Origin of the sequence: Novipirellula galeiformis, from assembly GCF_007860095.1 — a bacterium.
Taxonomy (GTDB): domain Bacteria; phylum Planctomycetota; class Planctomycetia; order Pirellulales; family Pirellulaceae; genus Novipirellula; species Novipirellula galeiformis.
Map to the genome: position 1 here is coordinate 109,461 of NZ_SJPT01000008.1, position 24,445 is coordinate 133,905.

The following is a 24,445-nucleotide window of genomic DNA, read 5'->3' on the forward strand; positions in this document are numbered from 1 at the left end:
TCTTTTTGGCAGTCAAAAGAAAACCAAACCGCTCGCGCAAATTCAGTGCCAATCACATGTGGTTGGGAGCATAATGTTCCTGGAATGTGAAAATGAGTGCCATTTGGCTAACGCCCAAGCGGCTAATGGGATTTTACCCAATCATTCCTGCCTCCTTGCTTAGCCAATGACGTTCACCTTGGCTGGGCATTCGCAAGTTCAAGCCCAACCTTTTCGCCAAGATGGCAACCTTGATGAGTTCCGTATCGAATCACAGTCTCGCAGCAAGACAAGCGAGCGGACAAGCCAGCGGACATGGCTTCGGGACGATCACAGGGGTATTCACTCCGTGTGTGTTGACGATCCTTGGCGTGATCATGTTTTTGCGTTTTGGATTTGTCGTTGGCCAAGCGGGCGTGGTGGGGACGATTGCGATCGTTCTGTTCAGCAACGCGATCACACTCCTGACGACGCTTTCGCTCTCGGCGATTGCGACCAACACCAAAGTCGAAGGGGGCGGTGCCTACTTTCTGATCAGCCGTAGTTTGGGGGCGGAATTTGGGGGCGCGATCGGGCTCGTCTTCTTCGCCGCCCAAGCGTTGTCGGTCGCCATGTATGTGATTGGATTCACCGAGGCGCTGCTCACTTATTTACCGGAGGGGATTTCACCCACGCTGGTGGCCTCGCTGACAAACGTGGCGGTGTTTGGCTGCGTTGCGATCGGCGCCGGTTGGACGCTGAAGATCCAGTTTCTAATTTTGGCGTCAGTGTTGGTTTCATTGCTTTCGTTTTACGCGGGCGCCTGGAATGCATTTGACCTCGAAACCTTGGCCCGCAACCGAGGTCCCGGTTTCACCGGTGGAGAGACGTTTTGGACGATGTTTGCCTTGTTTTTTCCGGCCGTCACCGGGATCATGGCAGGGGCCAACATGTCGGGCGACTTGCGCAATCCGGCACGCTCGATTCCGCTGGGAACCTTGACCGCGGTCTTTGTCACCGGGTTGATCTATTTATCCGAAGCGATTTTGATTGGAGGTTGCCGTGACCGCGAAGCGTTGATCACGAACAATCTTGTCCTCTCGGACATCGCCCTGATGCCGGTGTTGATTGCGGCGGGGGTCTTTGCCGCCACGATTTCATCAGCGTTGGGCAGCATGATGGGAGCGCCGCGGATTCTGCAATCCCTGGCTCGCGACCGCCTGTTCCGCACCCTGGAGCCCTTGGGCGTGGGCTCGGGAAGCAATTCCGAACCGCGACGTGCCATTTTGGTGACGTTTCTGATTTCGCAAGCCGGCATCCTGCTGGCCGATCTCAATTCGATTGCGCCGTTGATCACGATGGCGTTTTTAGTCACGTACGGGTTATTGAACCTGGCCACGTTCTACGAATCGATTACCAAAAATCCGAGCTATCGACCCCAGTTCAAATTTTGCCACTGGACAACCTCGCTTGCCGGAGCGATCGGCTGCGGCGTGGTGATGTTGTTGATCGATTGGCGATGGGCGTTTGTTTCCATTGCTCTGTTTGCGGCACTGCATTGGTACCTTTCGAAGATCGATTTGTCGGCGGATTGGGGAAACGTCAATAGCGGCTTGTTGTTTGAACGTACACGCAAAAATTTATTAAAACTCGAAGGTGAGCTTTACCACCCCAAAAATTGGCGACCGTTTGTGTTGGCGCTTAGCGGAACTGGGTTTTCCCGTCCCCATCTCGTGGTCTTTGGTTCCTGGTTGACGTCAAAAACAGGCGTTTTGACACTGGGTCAAGTGATCCCCGGCGAGTTGGACGACCGCCACCAACGCCGCATTTCACAAGAAAGGCTGCTGCACACAATGATCGGCGAGCATGATTTGAACGCCTTTCCTGCGGTGGTCGTGGCCAGCGATTATGTGTCTGGGGTGGAAGCCTTGGTGCAATGCCAGGGGCTGGGGCGATTGCGGCCCAACGTGGTGCTGCTTGGGTGTCCCCTTTCGGTCGACCGCATGAAGACATTCGGCGGCTTGCTGCGGAATCTGAAAGGGCTCTCTAGGAGTGTGGTGGTGTTGCGCCGCACCGACGATCCCGACGACGATTGGCAGCCCCCGAGTGGTACCGTGGACGTGTGGTGGCGAGGTCGTGCGAACGGGGAACTGATGGTCTTGCTGGCTCATCTGTTATTGCAAAACGAGCATTGGCGAGGACGGGAACTGCGTTTGCTACGGGTCGTCGATAACAAAGCGGGAATCGAAGAGGTCCGAAAGCACTTGGATGGACTGCTCAAAGAGGCACGAATTCCCGGTGTCACGAAGGTGGTTGTTTCGAAGGATTCCGAGTTGGCGATCCAGACGACCAGCCGCAATGCCGCGTTTGTGTTTCTGGGCATGCAGCCCCCGAATCCTGGCGATGAAGAAGCGTTTTTCTATCGAACCGAAAAGTTAGCAGGCGGGATGTCGCGAGTCGCGTTCGTCCAAAGTGCTGGAGGAATGAGGCTAGAGTCCTAAGTGATGACCGAGCAAACCACGATCAACGAAGATTCCACCATCAATGCGTTTTTGATTCACGCTGCGATGTTATTGCATCGCTACGGAACTCCATCGCACCGTCTCGAACGCGTGATGTCGCACGTGGCTTCGTCCTTGGGCGTGGAAGCGGTGTTTCTTTACACTCCCACGGCGTTGGTGATATCGATCAAGAACGGAGAGGCTGAAAACACCGTGGTGCGTCGTGTGGAAACCCGTGAGATGCACGTTGATAAGCTGTTTCAGGCCGATGATATCTTGGCCAAACTTGAACGCAAGCAAATCACGCTCAAGATCGCTGCGACGCGATTGCGTGAGATTGATCAGGCCTCAGCCACGTATCCGTTTTGGGTTTCCGCCATCGCATGTGCGATCGGTTGTGGTGCAATCGCCGCGCTGTTTCGCGGCTCGCCGGCCGAGGTTTTGGCGGCGGCGGTGATTGGAATGCTGACGGCCGTGATCGAGCGGATCGCCGATCGTTACAGCCGTGAAGCCAGCTTGATTCATCCTGCTGCCGGGTTCGTTGCCGCGATCTTGTCCCTCGCCTATGCGCGTTTTATTGTGCCGATCGATGACCGTTTGGTCACCCTAGCGGGACTGATTGTGTTGATCCCTGGACTGACCTTGACGGTCGCGTTAACGGAGCTCGCCGTCGGCCATCTGTCGGCGGGAGTGGCCCGCTTGGCTGGCGCCGTGGTAACCTTGTTCACGCTGTTGTTGGGAGCTGCGATCGCTTGGCAATTCGCACAAGAGTGGCGAGATATTCCTGAAAAGATCATTGCCCCGGAGTCTTGGATGCAATGGATTGCCCTGCTGGTCGCTCCGATCGCGTTTGCAATCATCTTTCAAGCCCGTTTGCCTCAATGGCCGGTGATCTTCGCCGTTTCAATGCTCGGGATTCTGGTCAGCCGATCGGTCGGTCCCAAGTTTGGTGCCGAAGTCGCATCCTTCTCGGCAGCGCTGGCGGTGGGATGTGGCAGCAACCTGTATGCTCGCATGAGAGGTCGTCCGGCATTGATCGCAATGACTCCCGCCATGATCGTCCTGGTACCCGGTTCGTTCGGTTACCGATCTCTGATTGCGATGTTGGATCATGAAACGATCGCGGGAATTGAGATTGCTTTCTATACCATCATGATTGCCATGTGTTTGGTGGGCGGATTGCTGATGTCGAACGCGGTCGTGCCGCCCCGACGAGTCCTGTGACGTCGCTGGCGTGCTAATCCTGGGGGCGGATCCTGTGGCGATCATCGCAGCTGGAAAGCCGCTCTCGAACTTCATCACTCGCCGAGTACTACGCCCCAATGTCGATGGACGATTTGCCTAAAGACCCCGCTTCGTCGCACAAGCCGATGCGCTGGGGCACGCTTGTCGAAGCGTATCAGCAAGCCGTCTATTGGTGTGAATTGCCCGAGCAATACGTTGCGATCCGAATCGGTCAAATGCATCCAACGCTTGATTCCGCACTGGCTCAACACGCGATTCACGACTGGGCTTACATCACCGCCTACAACCCATTTTCACAGCGGAGCACTCCGCAGCAAAATCGTGCAATGAACCGGCAACTCGCGGATGATCTCGGTCGGCGTGGTTACACGTATTGGCGCGGCAGCGGAATCGACCTGGCAGGTGCTTGGCCGCCGGAGGCCAGTTTTCTCGTGCTTGGGATCGATCGGGTTGTCGCTTGTGATTTAGCCCGAACGTACGACCAAAACGCCATCGTCGCCGGTCACATCGGAGAAGCAGCTGAGCTGATCGTGCTCTCGAACCCATCATCGCCCCACTCGGCTTAAGCGACGATCGGTGCGCTGTTGATTGCCCTCGTCGTTGCCTCAGTCGCGATAGCCACGACATTGATTGGCCCACGGCTTGTACGCCCTCCTTTATCCCGCACATCTCACGACGAATGGTTTTCGATCCGATCCCGATAGGGATTGAGGACCTTAGCCGTAGGTAAACGAAGCGCCCCCTGGGGAAAGCGAGAGTGCGAAATCGATTTCGACCCTGAAGGGGTCGTAGCCCAGTTGTCTGTGACCCCTTCAGGGTCAATTCAGAGGTTAGTTTAGGTTTTCCGGTGGTGTTCGCTACGCTCAAACCACCGGCTAATTGCTAAAATCCCTAGCGGGATTGGACTAAAAAAGGAAGTGTTAGATAAAGAGGGCGTAAGCCGTGGGGAAATCTTTCGTCGCTATCACGACGGAAGATGTGGGTAAAGACAAGCGGACCATGCCTCCCCGACGAGGCTGCGCCCGTCGACCCTCCCCAAACTTCGTTGGGGGAGGGTAAAGACATCGGTCGAGGCCGCCCGACTTTGCCGTGCTCACTCCACCGGAACCAACTGGGCGTCCACGCCGAGCGTTCCCTTCGCAGCCGATCCGCTATGGTCCAACACGAAGGGACCAAATTGGCGATCGAGGTGCATTAGCAATACGGTATCCGGCTCGGGAGCGAGTCGTCGTAGCGGTTTAAAGTCGGACGAGTAAATCGCCTGCTTCGTCACTCGGACTTCATCGATCTTGCCCAGGAAGGCTCGAGTCGGTTGCCCCTGAGTATCGGGATCGGCTCCGATGAACAATGGCAGCTTGTTTGTCGTGCGTTTCCCGGTCGCTTTCTTGGTGCCTACCAACGTTCCGTTGATATACAACTTCACTGCCGATCCGTCGTAGACGCCGGCCAAGTGCGACCATTGATCCACTGGCAAGACGTCCGTCGCCTTGGCGCTGTGATAGCGGTCAGCCAAGTGAACATCAAATTGAGGGACCCCTTCGTCCATAAAGAAGGCGAATTCGCTCCGCTGTGTTTTTGCGATCAAACCGCGGTGGCCAGCCACTTGGGCTGGATTGACCCATGCTTCCAAGGTGAACGGCCCATCGGGCAATGCCAATTCCGAGGAATCAATGCGGACGGTCGAACGCTCTCCCGTCACTTCCAAGCATCGATTCTCTTTGCCAGTGAAGTAGTCCGCCGGGACGGCGGATAATTTCATCGCCACCGGGGTCGAGCTGGGAGGCAAGTTGATTCGTGTCGATTTGCCGACGTAGTGCAAATCCAATCGCAAGCGTGGGTTGGTTAATTCGGTTTCGAGGTCGACGCTGCGTTGCAACGCGAACGTGAGCTGCTTGGTTTCACCAGGCGGGATCGTCAAGTGTTGATGATCAAGCGTCGCAACCCAGTCGCGGTTGACGGGATCGAGCGATGCTGTGGCATCGATGGGTTGCTGCGACGTATTGCTCAGCGAGAAGACAAGTTCGCCCGTAGCGGATCCATCCATTTGCAACGTCAAACTATTGTCAACCTCGACGGGCCGGATGCTTCGAGCCTTGTTCACATCGGCAAGAAACTCAGGGGTGAACTCCTTAGGATCGATCACCGATCCCACGGGCAACGCCGCCACCGTGACGCTCTCTTTTCGCACCGTCACGACGTTTAAATGATGCAAGTATCCAGCCCCGGGAATGTCAGCCGACAAATGGCCGCCCGTCGTTGCCAGCGTGTAGTAAGCAATGCCGTCCTTGGGGCCATCAAAACGCATTTGATGAATGTGCCCCGCAAACACAGCGCTGACATTGCCCGCATCCTTTAACATCGCATGGACTTCGTCCCAATTGCCCTCGCCATAACCTCGGCCGATCCAGCGTGGGTGATGCAGAAAAACGAAGACGTGCTCCAGACCTTTGTGCTTTTCAAGTGACTGCTTCAGAAAATCAAGTTGCTCAGGACTCATCTTTTGTAGACGAGGTTCACTAAACCCCTTCTGGTTCGTGGCGTCGTCTCCTTCGTCGCTGTAAAGCACGATGAAGCCAGCTCGCTTGTGCTGGAATGTGTACCACAGTGGGCCGAAGTGCTTTTCGTAATTCAATTCATGATGACCTTCGGGAGCTTTCCCGGTGCCTCGCCAATAGACGTCATGATTGCCGGCAACGGGAAACCATTGCATCTTCAACCGATTCATGATGTCCTTGTACTCTTGCATCTGATCGAGCCACTGAGGCGCTTCGTTATAGCCTTGGATCAAATCGCCTACGGTCATGACCAAATCGGGGTCGAGCAAGTTGGTGTCGGCAACCGCTTGATCGAGCACCTTCAAGCCTGCCGGAACACCACCGGTGCGGTCACCATAAACGACAAAGTGGAAGACATCCTCCTCTTTGGCGAGCGGCAAAACGCGTCCCGCTTCACGCGTGGTGAAAAATTTAGGCGAGTCGTCGTGGGCATGTTTGTGATCGTGACCGTGAGGGCCTTCATGAGCAAAGGTGCTCGCCACGATCATGCACATCAAAGCACAAGCTGAGCTGTTTACAAAAAATCGGAACATGGGGGATCGTCGTGGGGGGAAGGGGGAGGAAATGAAAAGGGGAACGGTGGGGCATCAATGAACCGTTCCATAATACTTTAAACCGAGGTCGTACATCGGCGTTTCCCCAGGAGTGGCTTGGTGCGTCCGTCACGGTCTCGCCGAGGGGATGTTGGCGAGAGAGCAAAATCAGCGTTCTGGTGGATGTTCCGAAGGCACCGCTGCCCACGGAGGCCGCATTCCAATGGAACGCCTTGACCGTGCGTTTAGGTAGGCCGTGCTTCGGAACAGGATGGGCTTCGGAGTAGGCTGGCCTTCGGAGTAGGGCAGGGCAGGGCAGGGCGATAACGCGCGTTGCGGGGTTACAAGGAAGCCTTCGTCGAGCCGTCGCTGCGAAGGTCAAAATCGAATTGCGTTTGCGAGCTCGACACATTCACTTTCAATTCGGATTGCTTGTTATAGGTCGCGGGAAAACGCTCCGTCGGTTTGGCATTGGGAGCGTTCGACTCGCTCTCACTCTCGCCATCGTCTCCCTCGTCGCCTCGTTCTCCGGTACTGGCAACGGTGCTGATGCGAACGGTCTTTAGACCTTTGGTCACCCCGTTGACTTGGCTATTGAACTTCAACTCGTAGTAACCCGTTTCATCGGTGGTACCATAGGAAAACGTGCGGTCATCTGCTTCAAAAAAGACGACGGCACCTTCGATGGGCGTTCCGTCGATCGCGACCGTTCCCGAGACGGGAACTAATCCGATGTTGGAGTAGTCCGCGTGGAGCGCGTTGTTGCACCCCAGAGTGGACAAGGCGAGCACGATGCACAACGTCGTCACGATCGCCGTGGCTTGTAGGTGAGGTTTCATGGTTGTATTTCGCAATGCTAGATAGGGAAACGCTAAATTGGGAAACGCTAAGTAGGGACGTGCTCAGTAGGGACGTTGGACGTAGAGGCCGATTGCCTCTGCGTTCCGAGGGGGTGTTTGTGATGCAACCGCAGGGCAGGGGCGAATGGTGATTAGAATTCGCTGACGACCTCGCCACCGTTTCTGGATCCCAGAGCGTTGTAAGTTTGCATGTCGATCGAATCGGAAAGGAAGCGAACCGCACCATCGCCCATTGAAAAATGAGCTCCGCCGATGTGGTAACTACCAAAGGAGAGTTCCATCATGTAGCCGCTGGTCGTCGGGGCGGTGCGAATCGCGTTGATCTTTGCGATCGTCGTGCCGACGACCTCCGAGAACTCGGTTCCGCCGGTACCGCCATCGCAGCGACACGGATCGGTCTGAGGCGAACCGATGTACCAGTAATCCATCCCCTGGCCGTCTTTGCCAAAATTAGGATCGGTGTACGATTCGCCGACCATGATCGTGTTGGAGGTTCCGTCGATGATGTCGCGAAACTTGGTTTTGCTACAGGCATAAAAAATGCCGTCTTGGATGAGGTGCTCAAGCGACTTGGTCCCAGCCGCGGCGGTACTCGCATCGTCCGAACTCGATTCGGTTCCAGCGCTGCCTCGGTAACTTCCCGGAACTCGCTCGGCGATCCCGTTGAAGTCCATCTGCTCGGGAAGCGCCATGCTTGGGCATCGATAGGTACCGATCACAGTACTAACCGCTGCTTGATTCGGAGAGCCATCGGCACCCCAATTCCCAAGACCACTCTCTTGGAAAATCAGAGTTTGATACAGATTGGCTTGTTCAATTTGAGGAAGAATATGACCGCTCCACGTCATTCCACGAGTATCCCAGCCATAGGGGAAGACGCGAAATGTATCGTGGTAGGTATGCAGCCCCAAACCGATTTGTTTTAGATTGTTACCGCACGACATTCGTCGCGCTGCTTCGCGGGCGGATTGCACGGCGGGAAGCAGCAAGCCAACCAAGATACCAATGATCGCGATCACGACCAAAAGTTCGACCAGAGTGAATGCACCGCGGGGCGAACGGGGCGAACGGGGTGAGCGATTGGCGGTGGTTCGATTCCACAGCATGTTTTCGATTCCGTATTGGGATACTTCGATAAAAACGAGTCAGCTGCTGAGTTGCAACTTTTGGGTTTCTGATTCCGATCACAGTGAAGTGATCGGCGGGAGAATAGAGAAACGCGATGAGGTTTTCGTCAACGAAATGTGAAGGATTGATGTGGCTGGTCGCAACGATCGGTGATCCCCCCGACAGCGAAAAAGGGGGCAAAATCAAGTGCGATTCCAGGCCACGCTAAGCAGAATGCTAGGTGGAAATTGTGCCCGATAGCAGGCCGTTGGTTTCTATCGAGGGGGAGCCGAAACGCCAAAGATATTTTGCGTTTTTTACGCCCGACTGAGCCTCATCGCTGAAATGGAGGGGCGACGGCAAAACGCAAACTTCAAAACGCAGTGGGGGGGCACTTTCCGCGTCGATCGAGCGTGCTCGCGATGCTCAAGTTGGAACCCGTCGTCATCAGCGACGTCATCAGCGTCGTCATCAGCGACGAACGACAGCGTCGAGCACGTCATCGATCTCTCGCAGCGTGGCATCGTCGAGCTCGACTCCGACGGCGGCAACGTTCTGGTGAATTTGCTGCGGATGCGTGGCGCCGATGATGGCCGAGCTGACACATTCCTGCTTGAGCACCCAGGCCAGCGCTAGCTGAGACATCGACAACGAAAGTCGCTCAGCGATGGGGCGAAGGCGTTGGACCGACTCCAGTACGCGATCCTCGGTGAATCGCCGGATCCCTCTCGCTGCGGCTCGCGAGTTGCTCGGGGGACGCTCGTTCGGCGTATACTTTCCCGTCAAAACCCCTTGCGCCAAGGGAGACCACACAATCTGGCCGATGCCAAGTTTTTTGCACAGCGGAAAGACTTCGGGTTCCGGCTTGCGGTACAGCATCGAGTACTGCGGTTGGCTGGAAACGAAACGCTTCACGTGCTCGATGGCATTGGCGGACTTGATCCGTCGAGGCGACCATTCGCTGAACCCGATATACCGCGCCTTGCCCGCATCGACGACCTCACTCATCGCCCGCATCGTCTCTTCGAGCGGCGTGTCGTAATCGAAGCGATGGCATTGATACAAGTCAACATAATCGGTTCGCAATCGCTGCAGCGACGCATCGATTTGCTTATGTATCTGCGCGCGTGAGAGTCCCTGGTCGGTGTCGGACATGGGGAAATAGACCTTCGTCGCCAAGATGTACTGATCACGCTTGTAGGGTGACAGCAATTCTCCGAGCAAAGATTCTGCGGCGCCGCGGCCATACATGTTGGCGGTGTCAAAAAAGTTGATTCCCAGCTCAAAGGCGCTCTGGACACAGTCACGCGTTGCTTCGCGATCGACTGAGACGCCATACGTCAGCCACGATCCAAGTGCAATCTCCGAGACGTGAAGGTCGCTGTTACCGAGTTGTCGAAATCGCATTTACAAACCATTGCCTCCGCTTGTGTAAAGCAAAAGATGCACCGGTCCCGCGGCCGCAAAGGTCCATTCCGAACTGCGGGGGATCGACCTTCGGCTTAGACGCATTTTAATTTTGATGTAGCTACCGTCGCGGTCGCGGTGGACCACGTTCTGGCGAACGTAGCATGCGGTATGCTGGCCACGTCATTTTTCAAAATGCATCTCGACCCTAAACAAGGCACTCCTAATCTTAATCGTACTCTTATTCCCGTCTGCGCAAGCCCCGCTGGACCGTAACCAACCGAAGAAGATTAAGGTTAAGATTGAGATTAGGATTACGATTAAGAAACAAAAGAAGGCAAAGCCATGCGACCGTTTCGATCCGAGAAACGGGATATCGTCATTCAACTGAAATCGTCAGTTGCGTTGAGATGCATCCGTGTCAACGTGGCGTGAATCCGCAGGCTCATCGTCCTTCTTCTCCAAGATTCTCGCTTGTTTAAGCCCTAGATGCGATTGACGCCGGACTCTTTCACCCGCTCGTTCGCGACGTCCTTCAATGTCGCGTAGATCGTGCCGTCATACTCGGTACAGATGGGAGGCAAGGGGCGGCGTTGCCAATAGTTGACTAATAACGTCAATCGCAATTCCTCCGCTTCCTGTTCCGCCTTCGGGTTGGGGATGACACCATGGCGCAGCGTTCCGGGGAAAACGACATAGTGATTGGGCACGGCGTCCACTGATTTTCCGAATTCCGCTTTTTCGGGAATCATTGACTTGCCATCGGGTGCCAGGACTTGATCGAGAATCAGGGTGGGACTCGATGGAAACGAATTCAGATAAAGAACGCTGGAGAGAATCGGATGAATGGATTGATCGGTTTTTTTCTTCAGAGCCAGATCTTGGTCAAAGTGCAATCGCAATTCTTTGCCATAACCCAACCGTCCTAGCCACCATTCCATGCCAATGCATTGTGGACCAGGGTCCACCTGTTCTAAGAGTGCCACAACCGCTTCTTCGGCGACGTTGGTGGGTTCCGCATCTCGCGGGAACCAGAATGTCGTCGTGTAGCTACCGTTACCCTTCATCCGCTCATAGCCCAGTGCACGAACGGCGTAGGCGAGGCGCGTAAAAATTGCATCGGGCAAGGCATCTTCAATCAAACCGATTTCAGCGACGGGGGCCGAGTTTTGAGGTTCACTCATCTGGTTGCTCTCCGTGGAAGTGCCTGGTTTCTTGCCACTGATGTTACCCCTCTGCGGTGCGGTGTGCCAATGGTTTTTAAGTAGAGGAAGCTAGAAATGAAGCAAAAAAGGAGAGCCCATCGGCAGCCAAGGGGACCGAGATCGCTCGGCGGGGAACCACGGCTAGGCGCGGATATTTCCTAACCCGACGCGTAAGTTTTGACGTTGCGCTTTTGTATTTAGGGGCAAAGCCCCGGAAGTTTGCCTAGCCCAGCCCAACGGGCTGGGGCCGAGAAAACCAATGAATTGAAGGGCCAACGGCCCGGTCGATAGTTCGCATCCATCGCCGGCGCCTAGCAATCGGCCGGGCCGTTGGCCCTTAGGTTCGTGTGCATCGAAGACCTGGCCCGTTGGACTAGGCTGGGCAAATTGCTGGGCCTTCGGCCCGGAGAGACTCCGCTGGGTTGCTTGCCACGGATCTTGTGGCGCCAAAGTAGATGGCATTGGGCTAACGCCATGCGGCGAGAGCATTTTTAATTTTGATGTACATCGTGTCGCCCGACGGTGGACCGCGTTCTGGCGAACGCAGCTACGGTTTGAATCCCACGTCATTTTTGAGAATGCGGCTAATTTTGTAGACAGACTTCTGCCTAGGCATTTAGGCAAGCTCGATGTCGTCGTTTGCCCGGCAGACGCGGTCATGGAATTCACAAACGCCTGTCACTTGTCGCGAGACGCGATGAATGGCCCCAATCGCTTTGACAAAACGACAGGCTGCGTAGTTTGCCGCGGTGGCTTCATATTTTTCGACCCAAGCGTGGCGGACGGGAATCTGCGTTTGTTTGATTGGCCACACGCCCGGTCGCGGCTTTAAGTGGTCAACGATACCGATTCGCCAAGGCTTTGCGGTGAGCCGAGCGCGAAAACAGTTTTGCTTCTGACACATGACCGCATAAGTACGATCGACACCGAGCGACTTGAAGGCCGCGTCAACTTGGGAAGACCGGGGATCAAAGGTGGCGTGCATCGCCAAAACTCGAAATCCATTGGGCGTTCGATAGATCCGCAGATGCCATTCGGGATGGGTGCGGGTGAAGTGATCGAATCGTCGCAACGCAATCGGCTCGTGTCCGCCCCTGAGCGTGATCGAGATTCTGTGAATCCAGTGCAGCAAGAGATGGATCGCCGTGGCAGCGATCGGCAACACTAAAATTCCCTTTGCGAGACTCTCGAGTTGCAAGCCAACTGCGATCGCGACCAAAATGGAAAAGCCCATGCTGATCAAGAATGTCGTGCAGGAATCGGGTTCGGTCGCTTGGAAATCGACATCGGCAAAGAAGACATCGGGCGTGTTCAAGCACCTCGCGCCGTACGAGTTTCGGCTGACGACGTGTTCGCCAAAACGTTCAATCACCTCCTCGCGAATGGGAAGTCCATCGGCTCCGTTGTAGCGTACTTTCAATTCCCGACGCGGTAATGTTTCACCGCGAACAATTCGATCCAACGCATCTCGGACGCGATCGTCCGCGTGTCGCTGAGCCTCTTCAACACTGGTGTTGGACCAGCCAAATCGCCGCACCGTGATTTGGCGTTCGGAATCACGTTTCTGAATACGTGACTCCGCCCAAAATTCAGGAACAATCATTCCATTTTCTTTTCTAGAACATTTTGAAAAATGAAGTGGGAAGCATACCGTAGCTGCGTTCGCAAGAATGTGGTCCAACGTCGGGCGACGGTAGCCACATCAAAATGAAAGAGGCACTGATTCCAAGGGGACGGGACTCCAAGAAGCGGAAGCCCAGTTCGAGGTTTACGGCGAAATCAACGCGACGGGCGGCGCCTCCCTTTTAACATAGCCCCGATCGCGAATCTTGATACCACACCCATCCTTGCTTCGCTTCCTTATTCAGCCCCTCGCCCATCCCCCTCGCCCAGCACAGAGGGATCGGCACGCGGGGCACCGAGTCTGCCGCTACGTTTTTGCCCCAGTTCTGGGCGTTCAACATCGGTTACAATGCTCGACATGAATGCCGAACGTCCCATGAGGCGACTTCGAGGGCTGAGGGCTGGACCACATTACTTGGATGCGAAAAGTGAAAATGATGAAATCTGCTGCGGTTGTGAACTTTGCTCCCGAGAAGGGGTGCGTCGAGATCCGTGAGATTGATCGTCCGGTGATCGGGCCCGATGACGTGCTGTTGGAGGTTGCCAACGTCGGTGTCTGTGGTAGCGATTTGCATCAATGGACCGCGGATCATTCTTGGCCGGTTAACTATCCAGTGGTGCTGGGGCACGAATTTGGCGGTCATCTGGTTGAGTTGGGCGCGAATGTCCAGGGTTGGGCCGAAGGCGACCGCGTCGTCAGCGAGACCGCCGCGATCATAGACCCGCAAAATCCCATGTCACGCCGTGGACTCTACAACCTCGATCCCACTCGCAAAGGGTTTGGTTATGGGGTGAACGGTGCGATGACGAAATATGTCAGCGTGCCGGCGCGGATTCTGCATGCGGTGCCCGATGCGTTGCCGTTTGAACATGCCTGTCTGACCGAACCCTGTTGTGTCGCCTATAACGCCGTGGTCAAAAACGCTCACATCGAACCAGGCGACCGCATCGTCGTGCTTGGCCCCGGTACGATTGGGATCCTGTGCGCGGCGATGGCGCGACTGTGTGGCGCCGAGGTCGCACTGGTAGGACTCGAGTCGGATCGCCACCGCTTAGAGATCGCTAAACAATATGGTTGCGAAGCGATCATCGGTGACGCCAAGCCGTGGGCGCTCCAGCGAGATGGACTCGGGTGCGACGGAGTGATCGACGCAGCCGGGGCCAGTATCACGCTGCAGATCGCGATGGACTTGGTTCGCCCGGCGGGTTGGATTTCCAAGGTCGGTTGGGGCCCGCAACCTCTCGGCTTTAATCTCGACCCGTTGGTGCAAAAGAACGTGCGACTACAAGGCAGTTTCAGCCACAATTGGCCGATCTGGGAACGCGTGATCGCGCTGCTGACCAGTGGCCAATTGGACGTCAAACCGATCATCGGCGGCGTGTGGCCGATCACCCAGTGGCACGAAGCGTTTGAGAAAATGCACCGCGGCGAGGTCGTCAAATCGGTGCTGAAACCCGTTTAACCCTTCGTTCCATCATCACGTTGACTTCACCCTAGTCCCGCGAGCGGAATCGCGGGGCGATCAATCGGATCGACCATGCCAAAACTTGCTGCCTTTCCCAAAGCGTTCATGCAGGCCCTCTGTAAAGACGGCACGATGACGGTGTCACAGTGGATTGAACTCGCCGTGAAACTTGATATCCAAGGACTCGAGTGGTACGCCGGTTTTCTAGAGATGGCCGACGAAGCAAATTGGCCACGGTTTCGCAAGCAGGTCGAAGACCATGGCAAGGTGATTCCGATGATGTGTTGCTCACCCGACTTTACCCACCCCGATGCGGCGTTTCGGGAGCAAGAGATCGTTAAACAGAAACGCTGGATCGAGATGACCCACGCGCTCGGCGGGTCGTATTGCCGTGTGCTCAGCGGCCAACGGCGACCTCAGCTGACGATTGACGAAGGGGTCAAGTATGCGGCCGATTCGATCGAAGCTTGTTTGCCATTCGCCGAGCAACGCGGCATCACGTTGATCATCGAGAATCATTACAAGGATGATTTTTGGGAGTACCCTGAGTTTGCACAAAAGATGGATGTCTTCTGTCAACTCGTCGACCGCATCGACCACTCTCACTTTGGCGTCAATTACGACCCCAGCAACACGTATCTCGCTGGAGAGGACCCGCTCGAGCTGCTCCGCCGCGTTTCCGATCACGTTGTCACGATGCATGCCAGTGATCGCTATTTGAAGGAAGGCACGCTGGAGGACTTGCGCCGCGAAGAAGGGGGGGCGACCGGTTATGCGAAGCGGCTCAGTCATGGCGAAATCGGTCAAGGGTTGAATGACTACGATGCGATCTTTAGTGAACTGAAACGAGTCGGCTTCGATGGTTGGATCAGTATCGAAGACGGCGTCGACGGCATGGACCAACTCGCCCGCAGCGTCGAGTTTCTGAAACGAAAGATCGCCCAGTATTGGCCCACTTAACGCAACTCGCGTTCGTCACGCAACTGTCGATCCCATCAGCCGCAGGCGCGTTAGCGTCCGGTTCCCCCCGCTTGCGCCCTGTCGTCCATCGTGAATCCGATAAATCGCAGTAAATCAAACGCCGCTTAGGAACATCACCATGATGCAACGTCGCTCCTTTTTGCAAGCTAGTCTGGCGACAACGCTTGCCACGTCATTAGGAAAAACGGTCATAGCAGCTCAGGGCGGGCGCCCTCAAATCCTGCTTCGCTCGTCGTGGCAGGTGGCTAACATTGGTGACATCGCGCATACGCCGGGAGTGTTGGCGCTGCTGGAAAAACACCTTCCCAATGCCGACGTCGTCCTCTGGGCATCTTATGATTTGACGGAGGAAGTGGCCGCGATGGAGCATCGACGTTTTCCAACACTGCGAATCGTCAAAGGGGCAATCGGTGCTGGCGGAAACGCATCCAACGCGGAGCTACAAACCGCGATTGACGAGTGTGATTTTTTGTTGCACGGTTCGGGCCCGTCGTTGGTCGCCGCACGCGATGTCGCTGCGTTTGTGCAACATGTTGGGAAACCGTTTGGCGTGTATGGGATCACGCACGGTTCCTTCTTTTCTGGCGATGACAAGGAGTTGCTCAGCCAAGCCGAATTCGTTTTCTTTCGCGACTCGGTTTCGCTGGAGTTCGCCAAACAGCAAGGAGTCCAAAGTCCGGTGATGGAGTTTGGACCCGACGGCGCGTTTGCTTGCGATTTGCGTGACGATGCAAAAGCGGCCCAGTTCCTCCAAGCCAACGAGCTTGAAACTGGAAAGTTCCTCTGTTGTTTTTCGCGTTTGCGCTACACACCGTACTGGACCATCCCAAGCAAAAAACGCAAGATCGATGCGGCACGGCACGCGCGTAACGAAGCGATGAAAACGCAGGATCATGCGCCGATTCTCGAGGCCATCGTGCGTGTGATTCGCGAAACCGATTTGAAGGTGCTGTTATGCCCCGAGGACATGACTCAGATGACGGTGGGCAAAGAGAATCTGTATGACAAATTGCCCGGCGATGTCAAACCGCGAGTCGTGTGGCGCGAAAACTTCTGGCTGACCGACGAAGCGCTGAGCGTCTACGTTCGTAGCGCTGGGGTGTTTGGTAGCGAGATGCATTCACCGATCATGGCGGTCGGTAACGGCATTCCCGCGATCGTTTGCCGCTTCGCCGAACAGACGAGTAAGGGGTTCATGTGGCAAGACATCGGGCTGGGAGATTGGTTGTTCGATCTCGACGCTCCAGAGCAAGCCGCTCGAGTGCCCGATGCGGTGGTCGCGATGGCCAGCGACTTTGCAGCGGCGAAAGCCAAGACCGAAACGGCACGGCAATTTGTGCACAAGCGGCAACGTGAGACGATGCAAGTGCTGGCGGATCAGTTTGCATCCGATTGAGCCGCGGGCTGTAGTGCACCGGAGTACGCAGGCGATCGGGCCATCCGCAGATGGCCGTCCCACTTATACCGGAGGACGCCCCGTTTGTATCCCGACAGGGGATTACCGAGATTAGCCGGGGGTCGCTGCGCAGTAGCGCATCCCCGGTTTTCGAAACGAATGAAACGCCGACCCCGACCGGGGTCGTGGACGGTCTGTGCCTCTTACTCGAGGGCAATGCCAGTGGTGTTCGATCCACGGCGATGAGAACTTCAGCACACTGAGGCGGACCGCACTGAGCCTGCTGAAGCACGAGAAGACAGCCAAGTGTGGAGTGAAGAACAGCCGAATCACTGCCCGATGGTACCAATCGGAGGTGCCCTTCGTTCGGACGCAGCTTTGAGTCCTGCGCGGGAGTCGTACGAAATGCTCGGAGGGGCCATTCGTGGCTGGCACCTTGGGGGCGACTCATTACAATTCAGCGCAAGGCAGTTTGCGTGGATGGATCTGTATTCCAATCCGCTGAATCATTTCTGCCAGAACTTGGCAATTGAAAATAAAGAGACTTGTGTGGACTTTCCGGTAATCGTAACAGCAATCTTCGGAGCTTTTGTCGTCTTTGGAGGAGTGATGGGCTATGTCAAAGCGGCAAGCAAGGCTTCATTGATCGCAGGCAGCATCACTGGCGGACTCCTTCTGCTCTCAGCGTTTCTGATTGCGAGAGGCATCACAGCAGGGGCAGTTCTAGGGATCGTTGTTTCGCTACTGTTGATTGGCCAGTTTGGCCCTTCGTTGCTGAAGAAGTTCAAGATCATGCCCAACCTGCTAGTGGTCGTCCTGGGAATCATCACCGTCGGCACGCTCCTTTTTAGTTTTTTCAAATAGGTTCCGAGAATCAAAGCGGACGGCGGTCGTAGTTGGTTCCATGCGTCCATTCAAGGCCCCGTCCCCTTGGGGCGTCCTTCAATGGCTGGCACCAATCGGAGAGTCGTTGGGGCGGAGATGTGACGGTCTGTTTTAGGCCCAAGGGGCCGGCGTTAGGTCAGCCCAGGGCAACGCCCTGGGTTTGACGGAGACCCAATCCAGCCAAGCCCCAACGGGGCGGTCCTAATCCATCGGCGTGGCTTCACGGTTGTCGAGGCGACGCGTTAACGTCCCGCCTCGCTGACCCGATGTTGGTAGGTGCTGCCTTCAAAAAGCTCTGGCAGCCATCGACCTCCGATTCCCGGCTCGTCCGAGGCATGCGCGTAGCCTGCTTCGACCTGAATCGTTCCGGAAATCAGCTTGGGATAGATCATCCGAATTTGCGATCTGACGGTCTCCTGCCATGCGACATTCGTCGTCGCGGTACCGACCTGCAGTCCCGACAGCAATGTCAACGGTCCGGTACAGTCGTGCATCACGACCGGCACATTGTAGCTCTGTGCCATATTGCAAATGCGATGAGTTTGCGAAATGCCGCCGACCCAAGTCGGATCGATCATGATGTAATCGGCGGCACGCTTCTCCAGGACCAGGCGATAATCTTCCATGCCGATCATCATCTCACTGACAGCGAGTGGCACATCGGTTTGCCGCCGGAAATCTGCGATGGTGTCAACGCAATCCGGCCGGATGACATCTTCGAGCCACAACGGATCGATCTCACGCATGGCTTTCGCGATCCGCACTGCGGTGGGCAGTTGAAAGAATCCGTGCCCGTCTAACATGATTTCAATCTGATTGCCAAACGCATCTCGAATCGCACGCATGGGACGCAGCCCGACTTCGAGATCTTGCTTCGATAGATAAAGAGGACCGCCGTGCTTATGCGCGGCAAAGTCCAGTGTCCACATCTTCACCGCTCGATATCCCTCGTCGAGCAATTCCTGGACATATTCGGTAGGTCGATTGACGACGGACCAGTAGTCGTTCAAAGGCCCTTCGTGTCCCACGCACCCATGGCCGGGCCACACATGCGAATCGTGCGGCTCATTGGATTTTCCAGCGTAGCTGGGGCCGGCGCTGCTATTGTAAACGGGAATTTTGTCCTGGCTCCTGCCGCCCAGCAATTGCCAGACGGGTTGATCGCAAACCTGACCCAGAATATCCCACAGCGCCAAGTCGATTGCAGAAATCGCACGCAACTCACAACCACGCGAGCCGAAGTTGGTCGTCCGCTCGTAAAGAAAACGCCAATGACTCTCGATCTCTAGCGGATTGGCCCCCAACAGCCGCTTGGCCATCCAATCATGAATCGTCGATGCCACGGCTTCGGGAACATAATACGTCTCACCATGGCCAATGTGGCCTGCGTCCGTATGGATTCGTAATGCCAGTAGCCCCGGCATGATGTCGCGGGGAATGACGGTTTCCAATTTCGTAATTTTCATGTCGCTTCGATCCTGCACTTGAGCTGGGCAGCGCCAGTTTGATGAGTCGATCGTTCGTAAGACTTAGTCTGAACGAGACTTATCTCGCTTGACGCGAGAACCAATAAGAAGCGCCCCGCCGTGTGCGAATGGTTTCACGAAACCACGGAGGGTCGCTGTAATGTCCGTGCAGGATACCGCATCGCTGGGAGGAATGCTTGCGCAGTCACTCGCCTTTCTTGCTTCGTGTTTTCATGGCGCCAAAGGTCGACGACGGTTGGCAGTCGATGGGGCAGACGGATCTGCTGATCGCGCGGCCCATCGACGTCCGGGCCTGGTTGCTCAGACGCTGCCCCGCCGCATGACGACCAAGCGTTAGGGCCGCCCCGTTGGGGCGGAGATGTGACGGTCTGTTTAGGCCCAACGGGCCGGCGTTAGGTCAGCCCAGGGCAACGCCCTGAGATTGACGTGACCCTATCTAGCTAAGCCCCAACGGGGCGGTCCTAATCCATCGGCGTGGCTTCACGGTTGCCACGACCGAAACCATCGCTGATGGCGAGGCGTCTCGCCGGAGATCAAGCGAAATCGGGCCGATGCCCGCGCATTTTAGCATTGGGCTCTGTCTCTATGGTGACGCTGGCCCCATGGTGATCATTGATTCAGCGTCACCGAGCCCTCCCCGGAAATCTCGCTGAAGGCTCGATTTCCGACCCTCCCAACGCAAGCTGGAAGGGTGAAGCAAGGGTTGCTACCGCTCACGCCAAGATTTCGTGGATCACGTGGCCTTCGACGTTGGTCAAGCGTCGCTGGACGCCGTTGTGCTCGAACGTCAGCCGTTCGTGATCGAGTCCCAATAGATGTAAGATCGTGGCGTTAAAGTCGTACAGCGGATGGATGTCTTGCACCGCTTTTTGACCGATTTCATCCGTCATCCCGTGGCTGACGCCGGGTTTCACTCCCGCGCCAGTCATCCAGCAGGTAAAGCCATCGGGATTATGGTCGCGGCCCAATGCCCCTTTTTGAAAGAATGGCATGCGGCCGAACTCAGTGCACCAAACCACCAAGGTGTTTTCCAGCAATCCACGCGCCTTCATGTCTTTGATCATCGCGGCGGCGGGTTGGTCTAAGATCGCAGCGTGTTTGTCGTATTGTTCTTTCAGCTTGCTATGGCCGTCCCAATTCAGCTCTCCGCCGCTGGCGTAGGCACCATTAAAGAGCTGGACAAAACGTACCCCGCGTTCAATCATCCGCCGCGCGAGGATGCAGTTGCGAGCGAACGCGGCTCGCGTCGGATTCGATTCATCGTCGGCACCGTAGCTTTTCAGGATATGAGCCGGCTCGGAGCTGAGGTCGGTGATCTCCGGTACGCTCAATTGCATCCGCGCCGCAAGCTCGTAGCTGGCGATCCGAGCCGCCAATTTGCCATCGCCGGGATGCTGTTGCAGATGCCGATCGTTCATGTTTTGCAATAAGGACCGCGTCGCTTCGTCCGCCGCCGAGCTCACTCCGGTGGGGCGGAGGTGGCGAATCGGGGCTTTCGAGGACAGCGGGGTGCCTTGAAACGCGGCGGGCAGAAAACCAGGGCCCCAGTTGTTGGATCCGTTTTGGGGGACGCCGCGGGGATCGGGGATGGCGACGTACGCGGGCAGGTTTGCGTTCTCGCTGCCGAGCGCATAGGTGGCCCAGGATCCGAGGCTGGGGAAGCCGTCCAAAATGTTACCAGTGGACAGAAAGTTTTCGGCGGGACCATGCGTGTTGCTGTTGCTGGTCAACGAGTGAACGAAGGCGATGTCATCGGTCAATTCCGCGAGATGCGGAATCATGTCGCTGACCCATTTGCCGGTTTGCCCACGCTGACGAAATTTGTATTGCGGTCGCGCCAGGTTTCCAGCCGGGCCCTGAAATGTCACCGCCGGGCCGCCGGGCAGTGGTTTTCCGTCGAGCGGGATGAGATCGGGTTTGTAGTCCCAGGTCTCCAGTTGGCTGACCGCGCCGGCGCAGAAGATGACAACGACATTCTCCGCTTTTGCGGGGTAGTGCGGCGCTCGAGCAATGAACGGTCGTGCGGGATCGATCGCCGGTTGCGAAGCATACGAGCGGTTGCCCCCGAGTAGATCGAGGAGTGCAACCGAACCGAGGGCCGTGGCGGTGTTGGAGAGGAAACCGCGTCGATTCAGTTGGTCAAAGCCAACGATCGGTAGTGATTGATCATGAATGTTCATGGTTCCGAAGGTCCTAGGGCAAAAACAAGAACTCGTTGCTGTTATAGAGGGCTCGGCAAAGCGTCGCTAAGCCGTGCTCGTGGACGACGCTTTGAGCCTCGGAAACTTCGTCGGCTTGAGGATCACGGTTCAGAGCGATCTGGTAGACGCGTCGAATTTGTTGGTCGACATCCTCGGCAATCTCGGTTTGCACACGGCCCGCAAAGGCGGCGGATTGTTCGAGAGTAAAAACACTGTTGAACAAATTGAGGGCTTGGATCGGCGTGGTCGATTCAATCCGGCGAGCGGTGCTCTGGCCACCATCGGGACAATCGAAGGCGCCAAAGACCGCATCGCGTTCACGGCGAACCTTGTGAGCGTAGATCATTCGCTTGAGTCCCTCGCCGCTGAACGATTCAACCGGTGTGAAACCGGATAGCCCCCCGCGTTGATTGAAGAGATCGAAGCCCCGGCCTCCCATCGTTAGGTCTAGTCGCCCGGCGGTCATTAGCATTGAATCGCGAATCGTTTCGGCGTCGACCCGTCGCGATGGATAACGCCAAAGCCAACGCACGTCGGCATCCTTGCTGGCCGCGGCGGGGTTGGCTTGAGTCGATTGTCGGTAGGTGGCCGATAACACGATCATGCGATGCATCTGTTTGATCGACCAACCCGACTGAGTGAATTGTTGGGTCAACCAATCGAGCAATTCGGGATGCGAAGGGGGAGTTCCCATGCGGCCAAAATCGCTGGCCGTCTCGACGATTCCCATGCCAAAGTGGCTTTGCCAAATGCGGTTCACCATCACCCGCGCGGTCAGCGGATGAGAGGGACTTGCGATCCAGTCCGCCAAGGCGATCCGCCGCTGTTGTTCGTTAGCGTCCGCAGGAAGCGAGAGGTCGTCGAAGGAGCTGAGCACGGCGGGTTGGACCCTCTCCTCGGGTTGCTCGGGGTCGCCGCGGTTAAGCAGATGAATGGCATCCGGTTTGCGGAAGTTTCCTGCAAACGCCTTCGGAATCTCAGTGATTTTGGCAAGCTGTTTTTCGAGTTCGTGTTGGCGGTTCAACAACGTCTTGGCCCTGCGAGCTTCATCGTCGCTCAGACCGTCGTAGGAAAAGGGAACCGGGGTGTTCTTATTCGGTACAAATTCGGCCCGATCCGAGGCATCGGCCACCTTCGTCCATTGTCCCTCGAGGTCGGCCACTTCGATCGTGTAGTCGATCGCCAACCGGTCGGCAAACTTGCCCTCTCGATCCCGCCCCCACGCGACACGCTCGATCTCATGCGTCTCATCAAACTCGAGCACGACCCAACCTTTGCCGGTCTCGTTGGACATCCAACTTTGTGAATTGCCGTAGTTACCATCGTTGATCAATCGCAATTCATGGCGGTTGGCGACGGTGGTATTGCCCGACGAGGTGACTTTCGTCCCTAGGCTGGCAAGAGCGACATTGCGACCGCCAGTGTCGAAAACTTCGAGTTCGTCAATGCACGGTTCGAGTTTGTTGGTGGCGTGGATCGTGAAGCGGACGCGTTTGGATTTCTGCGCCGCGAAACGATCGGAATTCATCCGCGCATTGATCGGCGGTCGCTCGATGCCGACACCGGCCAGCGGTGTGAAAAGAGCGAGTTGCTGGTGGACGTCGGCCAGTTCCTTTTTTAACTCTAGAGCCTCGATTGCGCGTGCTTCTGAGTCGTGTGGCTTGAGCTCCCGGTCGGCATATTCGACTCCCGACACGAACGCCTGCATCGCGTAATAGTCGTGCTGGGAAATGGGGTCAAATTTGTGGTCGTGGCATCGCGCACATCCAACGCTCAAGCCAAGAAAGGTTTGCGTGATGTTGACGACAATCTCGTCCAATGCGTCCTGGCGGGCGAGTCGGATCGAGGGGGCATCTCTTCCGATCTGTCCCGGCAACAGCACCGAGGCGGTGATTAAAAAGCCGGTGGCGGCGTCGGCGCCCACGGCATCGCCGACGATTTGTTCGCGGATGAAGCGATCGTACGGGATGTCGTTGTTGAAGGCCTCAATCACATAGTCGCGGTAGGGCCACGCATTAGGGCGTTCGGTATTGACCTCAAACCCATGGGTGTCGGCGTAGCGCACGACGTCCAACCAATGTTGGGCCCAGCGTTCGCCGTAACGAGGCGATTGCAGCAGCCGGTCGACGACGGCCTCGTAAGCGTTGTCGTTGTCAGCTGCGTTGGAGTGCTGCAAAAACGCGGTGACCTGTTCGGGCGTGGGTGGCAATCCGGTCAAATCCAACGTCACCCGGCGCAGCCACGTTACCGCATCGGCGGGCGGTGATGGCGTTAATCCCTCACGTTGGAGTTTGGCCAGTACAAATGAGTCGATGGCATTGCGTGTCCACGTCTCGTCGGATACCGCCGGAGGCAGCGGTTGGGTAACCGGTTTGAAGGACCAATGGTCGAGTCGGTCTTCGAGTTCGGCGAGGTCGACGCCATCGGGCCAGACGGCGTTTTGTTCGACCCACTTTGTCAGCGTGTCAATCTCTGCGGCAGAGAGCCCAACGCCCTCTGGAGGCATCCGGGAGTCTTCGTCGTCGGTGGTGACCAATTCCAATAAGGGACTCTCCTCGACGTTGCCCGGCACGACGATCGGCCCATAGCCGGCACCGCCTTTGAAGGCCTCGGATTTAATGTCCAATCGCAGATCACTTTTTTGCTTTGCTTCCCCGTGACACGAATAGCAGTGTTTTTGGAAAATGGGCCGCACGTCGCGAACGAAATCGATCGTCGCGCCGTCGACTCGGGCCACCAGAAGGCTCGCAAGCAGGGCGAAGGCAAACGCTTTCTTCATGGGGCACCTGAGACTCGATCGAGGGCATGAGACGCCATTGACACGTCGGTTGCGGGGGCATGGGCTAGGGAGTGGGCTTTTTATCTTACACGTAATCGAGGCCAGGAGCGTGAGATGCGAATCCGCGTCGGATCCTCCGCCCCCGTGTCCCTGCCCAAAAATCTCGCGGAAATCTCGATTTCCAACCCTCCGGGCTGTGCCACGGATGCCCATGCTGCGTGGTTTCTCTTAATCGATGGGATAACCCGCATGATTG

At 56.4% G+C, this 24,445-nt stretch carries 16 protein-coding genes; 7 read left to right on the forward strand and 9 right to left on the reverse strand.

What is annotated here, in order from left to right; genetic code table 11:
- The first annotated feature begins 233 nt into the window (after nt 1–233).
- The 3 genes from Pla52o_RS20085 to Pla52o_RS20095 all read left to right on the forward strand — a co-directional run bounded on the left by Pla52o_RS20085 (nt 234) and on the right by Pla52o_RS20095 (nt 4,270).
- The gene (locus Pla52o_RS20085; RefSeq protein ID WP_231612497.1) at nt 234–2,459 is read left to right on the forward strand and encodes an amino acid permease; all 2,226 of its coding nucleotides are present in this window, start codon (nt 234–236) and stop codon (nt 2,457–2,459) included.
- 3 nt (nt 2,460–2,462) lie between these two features.
- Entirely contained in the window at nt 2,463–3,683 is a 1,221-nt protein-coding gene (locus Pla52o_RS20090; protein ID WP_146596425.1) for a threonine/serine exporter family protein, read from the forward strand.
- A 104-nt stretch (nt 3,684–3,787) separates the two neighbouring features.
- Nucleotides 3,788–4,270 (forward strand): DUF3293 domain-containing protein, encoded by a 483-nt coding sequence (locus tag Pla52o_RS20095; protein ID WP_197169385.1) that lies wholly within the window; start codon nt 3,788–3,790, stop codon nt 4,268–4,270.
- A 527-nt stretch (nt 4,271–4,797) separates the two neighbouring features.
- Here Pla52o_RS20095 and Pla52o_RS20100 read toward each other — a convergent pair.
- The 6 genes from Pla52o_RS20100 to Pla52o_RS20125 all read right to left on the reverse strand — a co-directional run bounded on the left by Pla52o_RS20100 (nt 4,798) and on the right by Pla52o_RS20125 (nt 12,974).
- A complete protein-coding gene (locus tag Pla52o_RS20100; protein ID WP_231612498.1) occupies nt 4,798–6,792 on the reverse strand; it encodes a LamG-like jellyroll fold domain-containing protein in 1,995 nt (664 codons plus the stop codon).
- A gap of 341 nt (nt 6,793–7,133) precedes the next feature.
- Nucleotides 7,134–7,631: a carboxypeptidase regulatory-like domain-containing protein gene (locus Pla52o_RS20105; protein ID WP_146596427.1), complete on the reverse strand. Its 498-nt coding sequence runs from the start codon at nt 7,629–7,631 to the stop codon at nt 7,134–7,136.
- 152 nt (nt 7,632–7,783) lie between these two features.
- Nucleotides 7,784–8,758, reverse strand: a complete 975-nt coding sequence (locus Pla52o_RS20110) for a DUF1559 family PulG-like putative transporter (RefSeq protein WP_146596428.1) — start codon at nt 8,756–8,758, stop codon at nt 7,784–7,786.
- A gap of 472 nt (nt 8,759–9,230) precedes the next feature.
- Nucleotides 9,231–10,166 (reverse strand): aldo/keto reductase family protein, encoded by a 936-nt coding sequence (locus Pla52o_RS20115; protein ID WP_146596429.1) that lies wholly within the window; start codon nt 10,164–10,166, stop codon nt 9,231–9,233.
- A 485-nt stretch (nt 10,167–10,651) separates the two neighbouring features.
- Nucleotides 10,652–11,350 carry a hypothetical protein gene (locus Pla52o_RS20120; protein WP_146596430.1) on the reverse strand — a complete coding sequence of 233 codons (699 nt, stop codon included), beginning with the start codon at nt 11,348–11,350 and terminating at the stop codon, nt 10,652–10,654.
- 637 nt (nt 11,351–11,987) lie between these two features.
- A complete protein-coding gene (locus Pla52o_RS20125; RefSeq protein WP_146596431.1) occupies nt 11,988–12,974 on the reverse strand; it encodes a hypothetical protein in 987 nt (328 codons plus the stop codon).
- Nucleotides 12,975–13,431: 457 nt separating this feature from the next.
- Between Pla52o_RS20125 and Pla52o_RS20130 the strand changes: the two genes are divergently transcribed.
- From Pla52o_RS20130 to Pla52o_RS20150, 4 genes are all read left to right on the forward strand, one after another.
- Nucleotides 13,432–14,457: a zinc-binding dehydrogenase gene (locus Pla52o_RS20130; protein WP_146596601.1), complete on the forward strand. Its 1,026-nt coding sequence runs from the start codon at nt 13,432–13,434 to the stop codon at nt 14,455–14,457.
- Between the two features lie 75 nt (nt 14,458–14,532).
- On the forward strand, nt 14,533–15,420 hold the full coding sequence (locus Pla52o_RS20135) for a sugar phosphate isomerase/epimerase family protein (protein WP_146596432.1): 888 nt from the start codon (nt 14,533–14,535) through the stop codon (nt 15,418–15,420).
- Between the two features lie 139 nt (nt 15,421–15,559).
- A complete protein-coding gene (locus tag Pla52o_RS20140; RefSeq protein ID WP_146596433.1) occupies nt 15,560–16,837 on the forward strand; it encodes a polysaccharide pyruvyl transferase family protein in 1,278 nt (425 codons plus the stop codon).
- A gap of 480 nt (nt 16,838–17,317) precedes the next feature.
- The gene (locus Pla52o_RS20150) at nt 17,318–17,701 is read left to right on the forward strand and encodes a TMEM14 family protein (RefSeq protein ID WP_197169386.1); all 384 of its coding nucleotides are present in this window, start codon (nt 17,318–17,320) and stop codon (nt 17,699–17,701) included.
- Between the two features lie 263 nt (nt 17,702–17,964).
- Here Pla52o_RS20150 and Pla52o_RS20155 read toward each other — a convergent pair whose 3' ends face one another.
- From Pla52o_RS20155 to Pla52o_RS20165, 3 genes are all read right to left on the reverse strand, one after another.
- Nucleotides 17,965–19,188, reverse strand: coding sequence for a mandelate racemase/muconate lactonizing enzyme family protein (locus Pla52o_RS20155; RefSeq protein WP_146596436.1), 1,224 nt, complete (start codon nt 19,186–19,188; stop codon nt 17,965–17,967).
- A gap of 734 nt (nt 19,189–19,922) precedes the next feature.
- Nucleotides 19,923–21,389, reverse strand: a complete 1,467-nt coding sequence (locus tag Pla52o_RS20160; protein WP_146596437.1) for a DUF1501 domain-containing protein — start codon at nt 21,387–21,389, stop codon at nt 19,923–19,925.
- 13 nt (nt 21,390–21,402) lie between these two features.
- Nucleotides 21,403–24,189, reverse strand: coding sequence for a PSD1 and planctomycete cytochrome C domain-containing protein (locus tag Pla52o_RS20165; protein ID WP_146596438.1), 2,787 nt, complete (start codon nt 24,187–24,189; stop codon nt 21,403–21,405).
- Between the last annotated feature and the right edge of the window lie 256 nt (nt 24,190–24,445).

What these genes read in the sequence shown, in the direction of transcription:
- Pla52o_RS20115 (WP_146596429.1), bottom strand. Translation starts at nt 10,166, where the DNA reads ATGCGATTTCGACAACTCGGTAACAGCGACCTTCACGTCTCGGAGATT.
- Pla52o_RS20160 (WP_146596437.1), bottom strand. Translation starts at nt 21,389, where the DNA reads ATGAACATTCATGATCAATCACTACCGATCGTTGGCTTTGACCAACTG.
- Pla52o_RS20140 (WP_146596433.1), top strand. Translation starts at nt 15,560, where the DNA reads ATGATGCAACGTCGCTCCTTTTTGCAAGCTAGTCTGGCGACAACGCTT.
- Pla52o_RS20095 (WP_197169385.1), top strand. Translation starts at nt 3,788, where the DNA reads ATGGACGATTTGCCTAAAGACCCCGCTTCGTCGCACAAGCCGATGCGC.
- Pla52o_RS20130 (WP_146596601.1), top strand. Translation starts at nt 13,432, where the DNA reads ATGAAATCTGCTGCGGTTGTGAACTTTGCTCCCGAGAAGGGGTGCGTC.
- Pla52o_RS20125 (WP_146596431.1), bottom strand. Translation starts at nt 12,974, where the DNA reads ATGATTGTTCCTGAATTTTGGGCGGAGTCACGTATTCAGAAACGTGAT.
- Pla52o_RS20155 (WP_146596436.1), bottom strand. Translation starts at nt 19,188, where the DNA reads ATGAAAATTACGAAATTGGAAACCGTCATTCCCCGCGACATCATGCCG.
- Pla52o_RS20120 (WP_146596430.1), bottom strand. Translation starts at nt 11,350, where the DNA reads ATGAGTGAACCTCAAAACTCGGCCCCCGTCGCTGAAATCGGTTTGATT.
- Pla52o_RS20105 (WP_146596427.1), bottom strand. Translation starts at nt 7,631, where the DNA reads ATGAAACCTCACCTACAAGCCACGGCGATCGTGACGACGTTGTGCATC.
- Pla52o_RS20135 (WP_146596432.1), top strand. Translation starts at nt 14,533, where the DNA reads ATGCCAAAACTTGCTGCCTTTCCCAAAGCGTTCATGCAGGCCCTCTGT.
- Pla52o_RS20100 (WP_231612498.1), bottom strand. Translation starts at nt 6,792, where the DNA reads ATGTTCCGATTTTTTGTAAACAGCTCAGCTTGTGCTTTGATGTGCATG.
- Pla52o_RS20150 (WP_197169386.1), top strand. Translation starts at nt 17,318, where the DNA reads ATGGATCTGTATTCCAATCCGCTGAATCATTTCTGCCAGAACTTGGCA.
- Pla52o_RS20110 (WP_146596428.1), bottom strand. Translation starts at nt 8,758, where the DNA reads ATGCTGTGGAATCGAACCACCGCCAATCGCTCACCCCGTTCGCCCCGT.
- Pla52o_RS20085 (WP_231612497.1), top strand. Translation starts at nt 234, where the DNA reads ATGAGTTCCGTATCGAATCACAGTCTCGCAGCAAGACAAGCGAGCGGA.
- Pla52o_RS20165 (WP_146596438.1), bottom strand. Translation starts at nt 24,189, where the DNA reads ATGAAGAAAGCGTTTGCCTTCGCCCTGCTTGCGAGCCTTCTGGTGGCC.
- Pla52o_RS20090 (WP_146596425.1), top strand. Translation starts at nt 2,463, where the DNA reads ATGACCGAGCAAACCACGATCAACGAAGATTCCACCATCAATGCGTTT.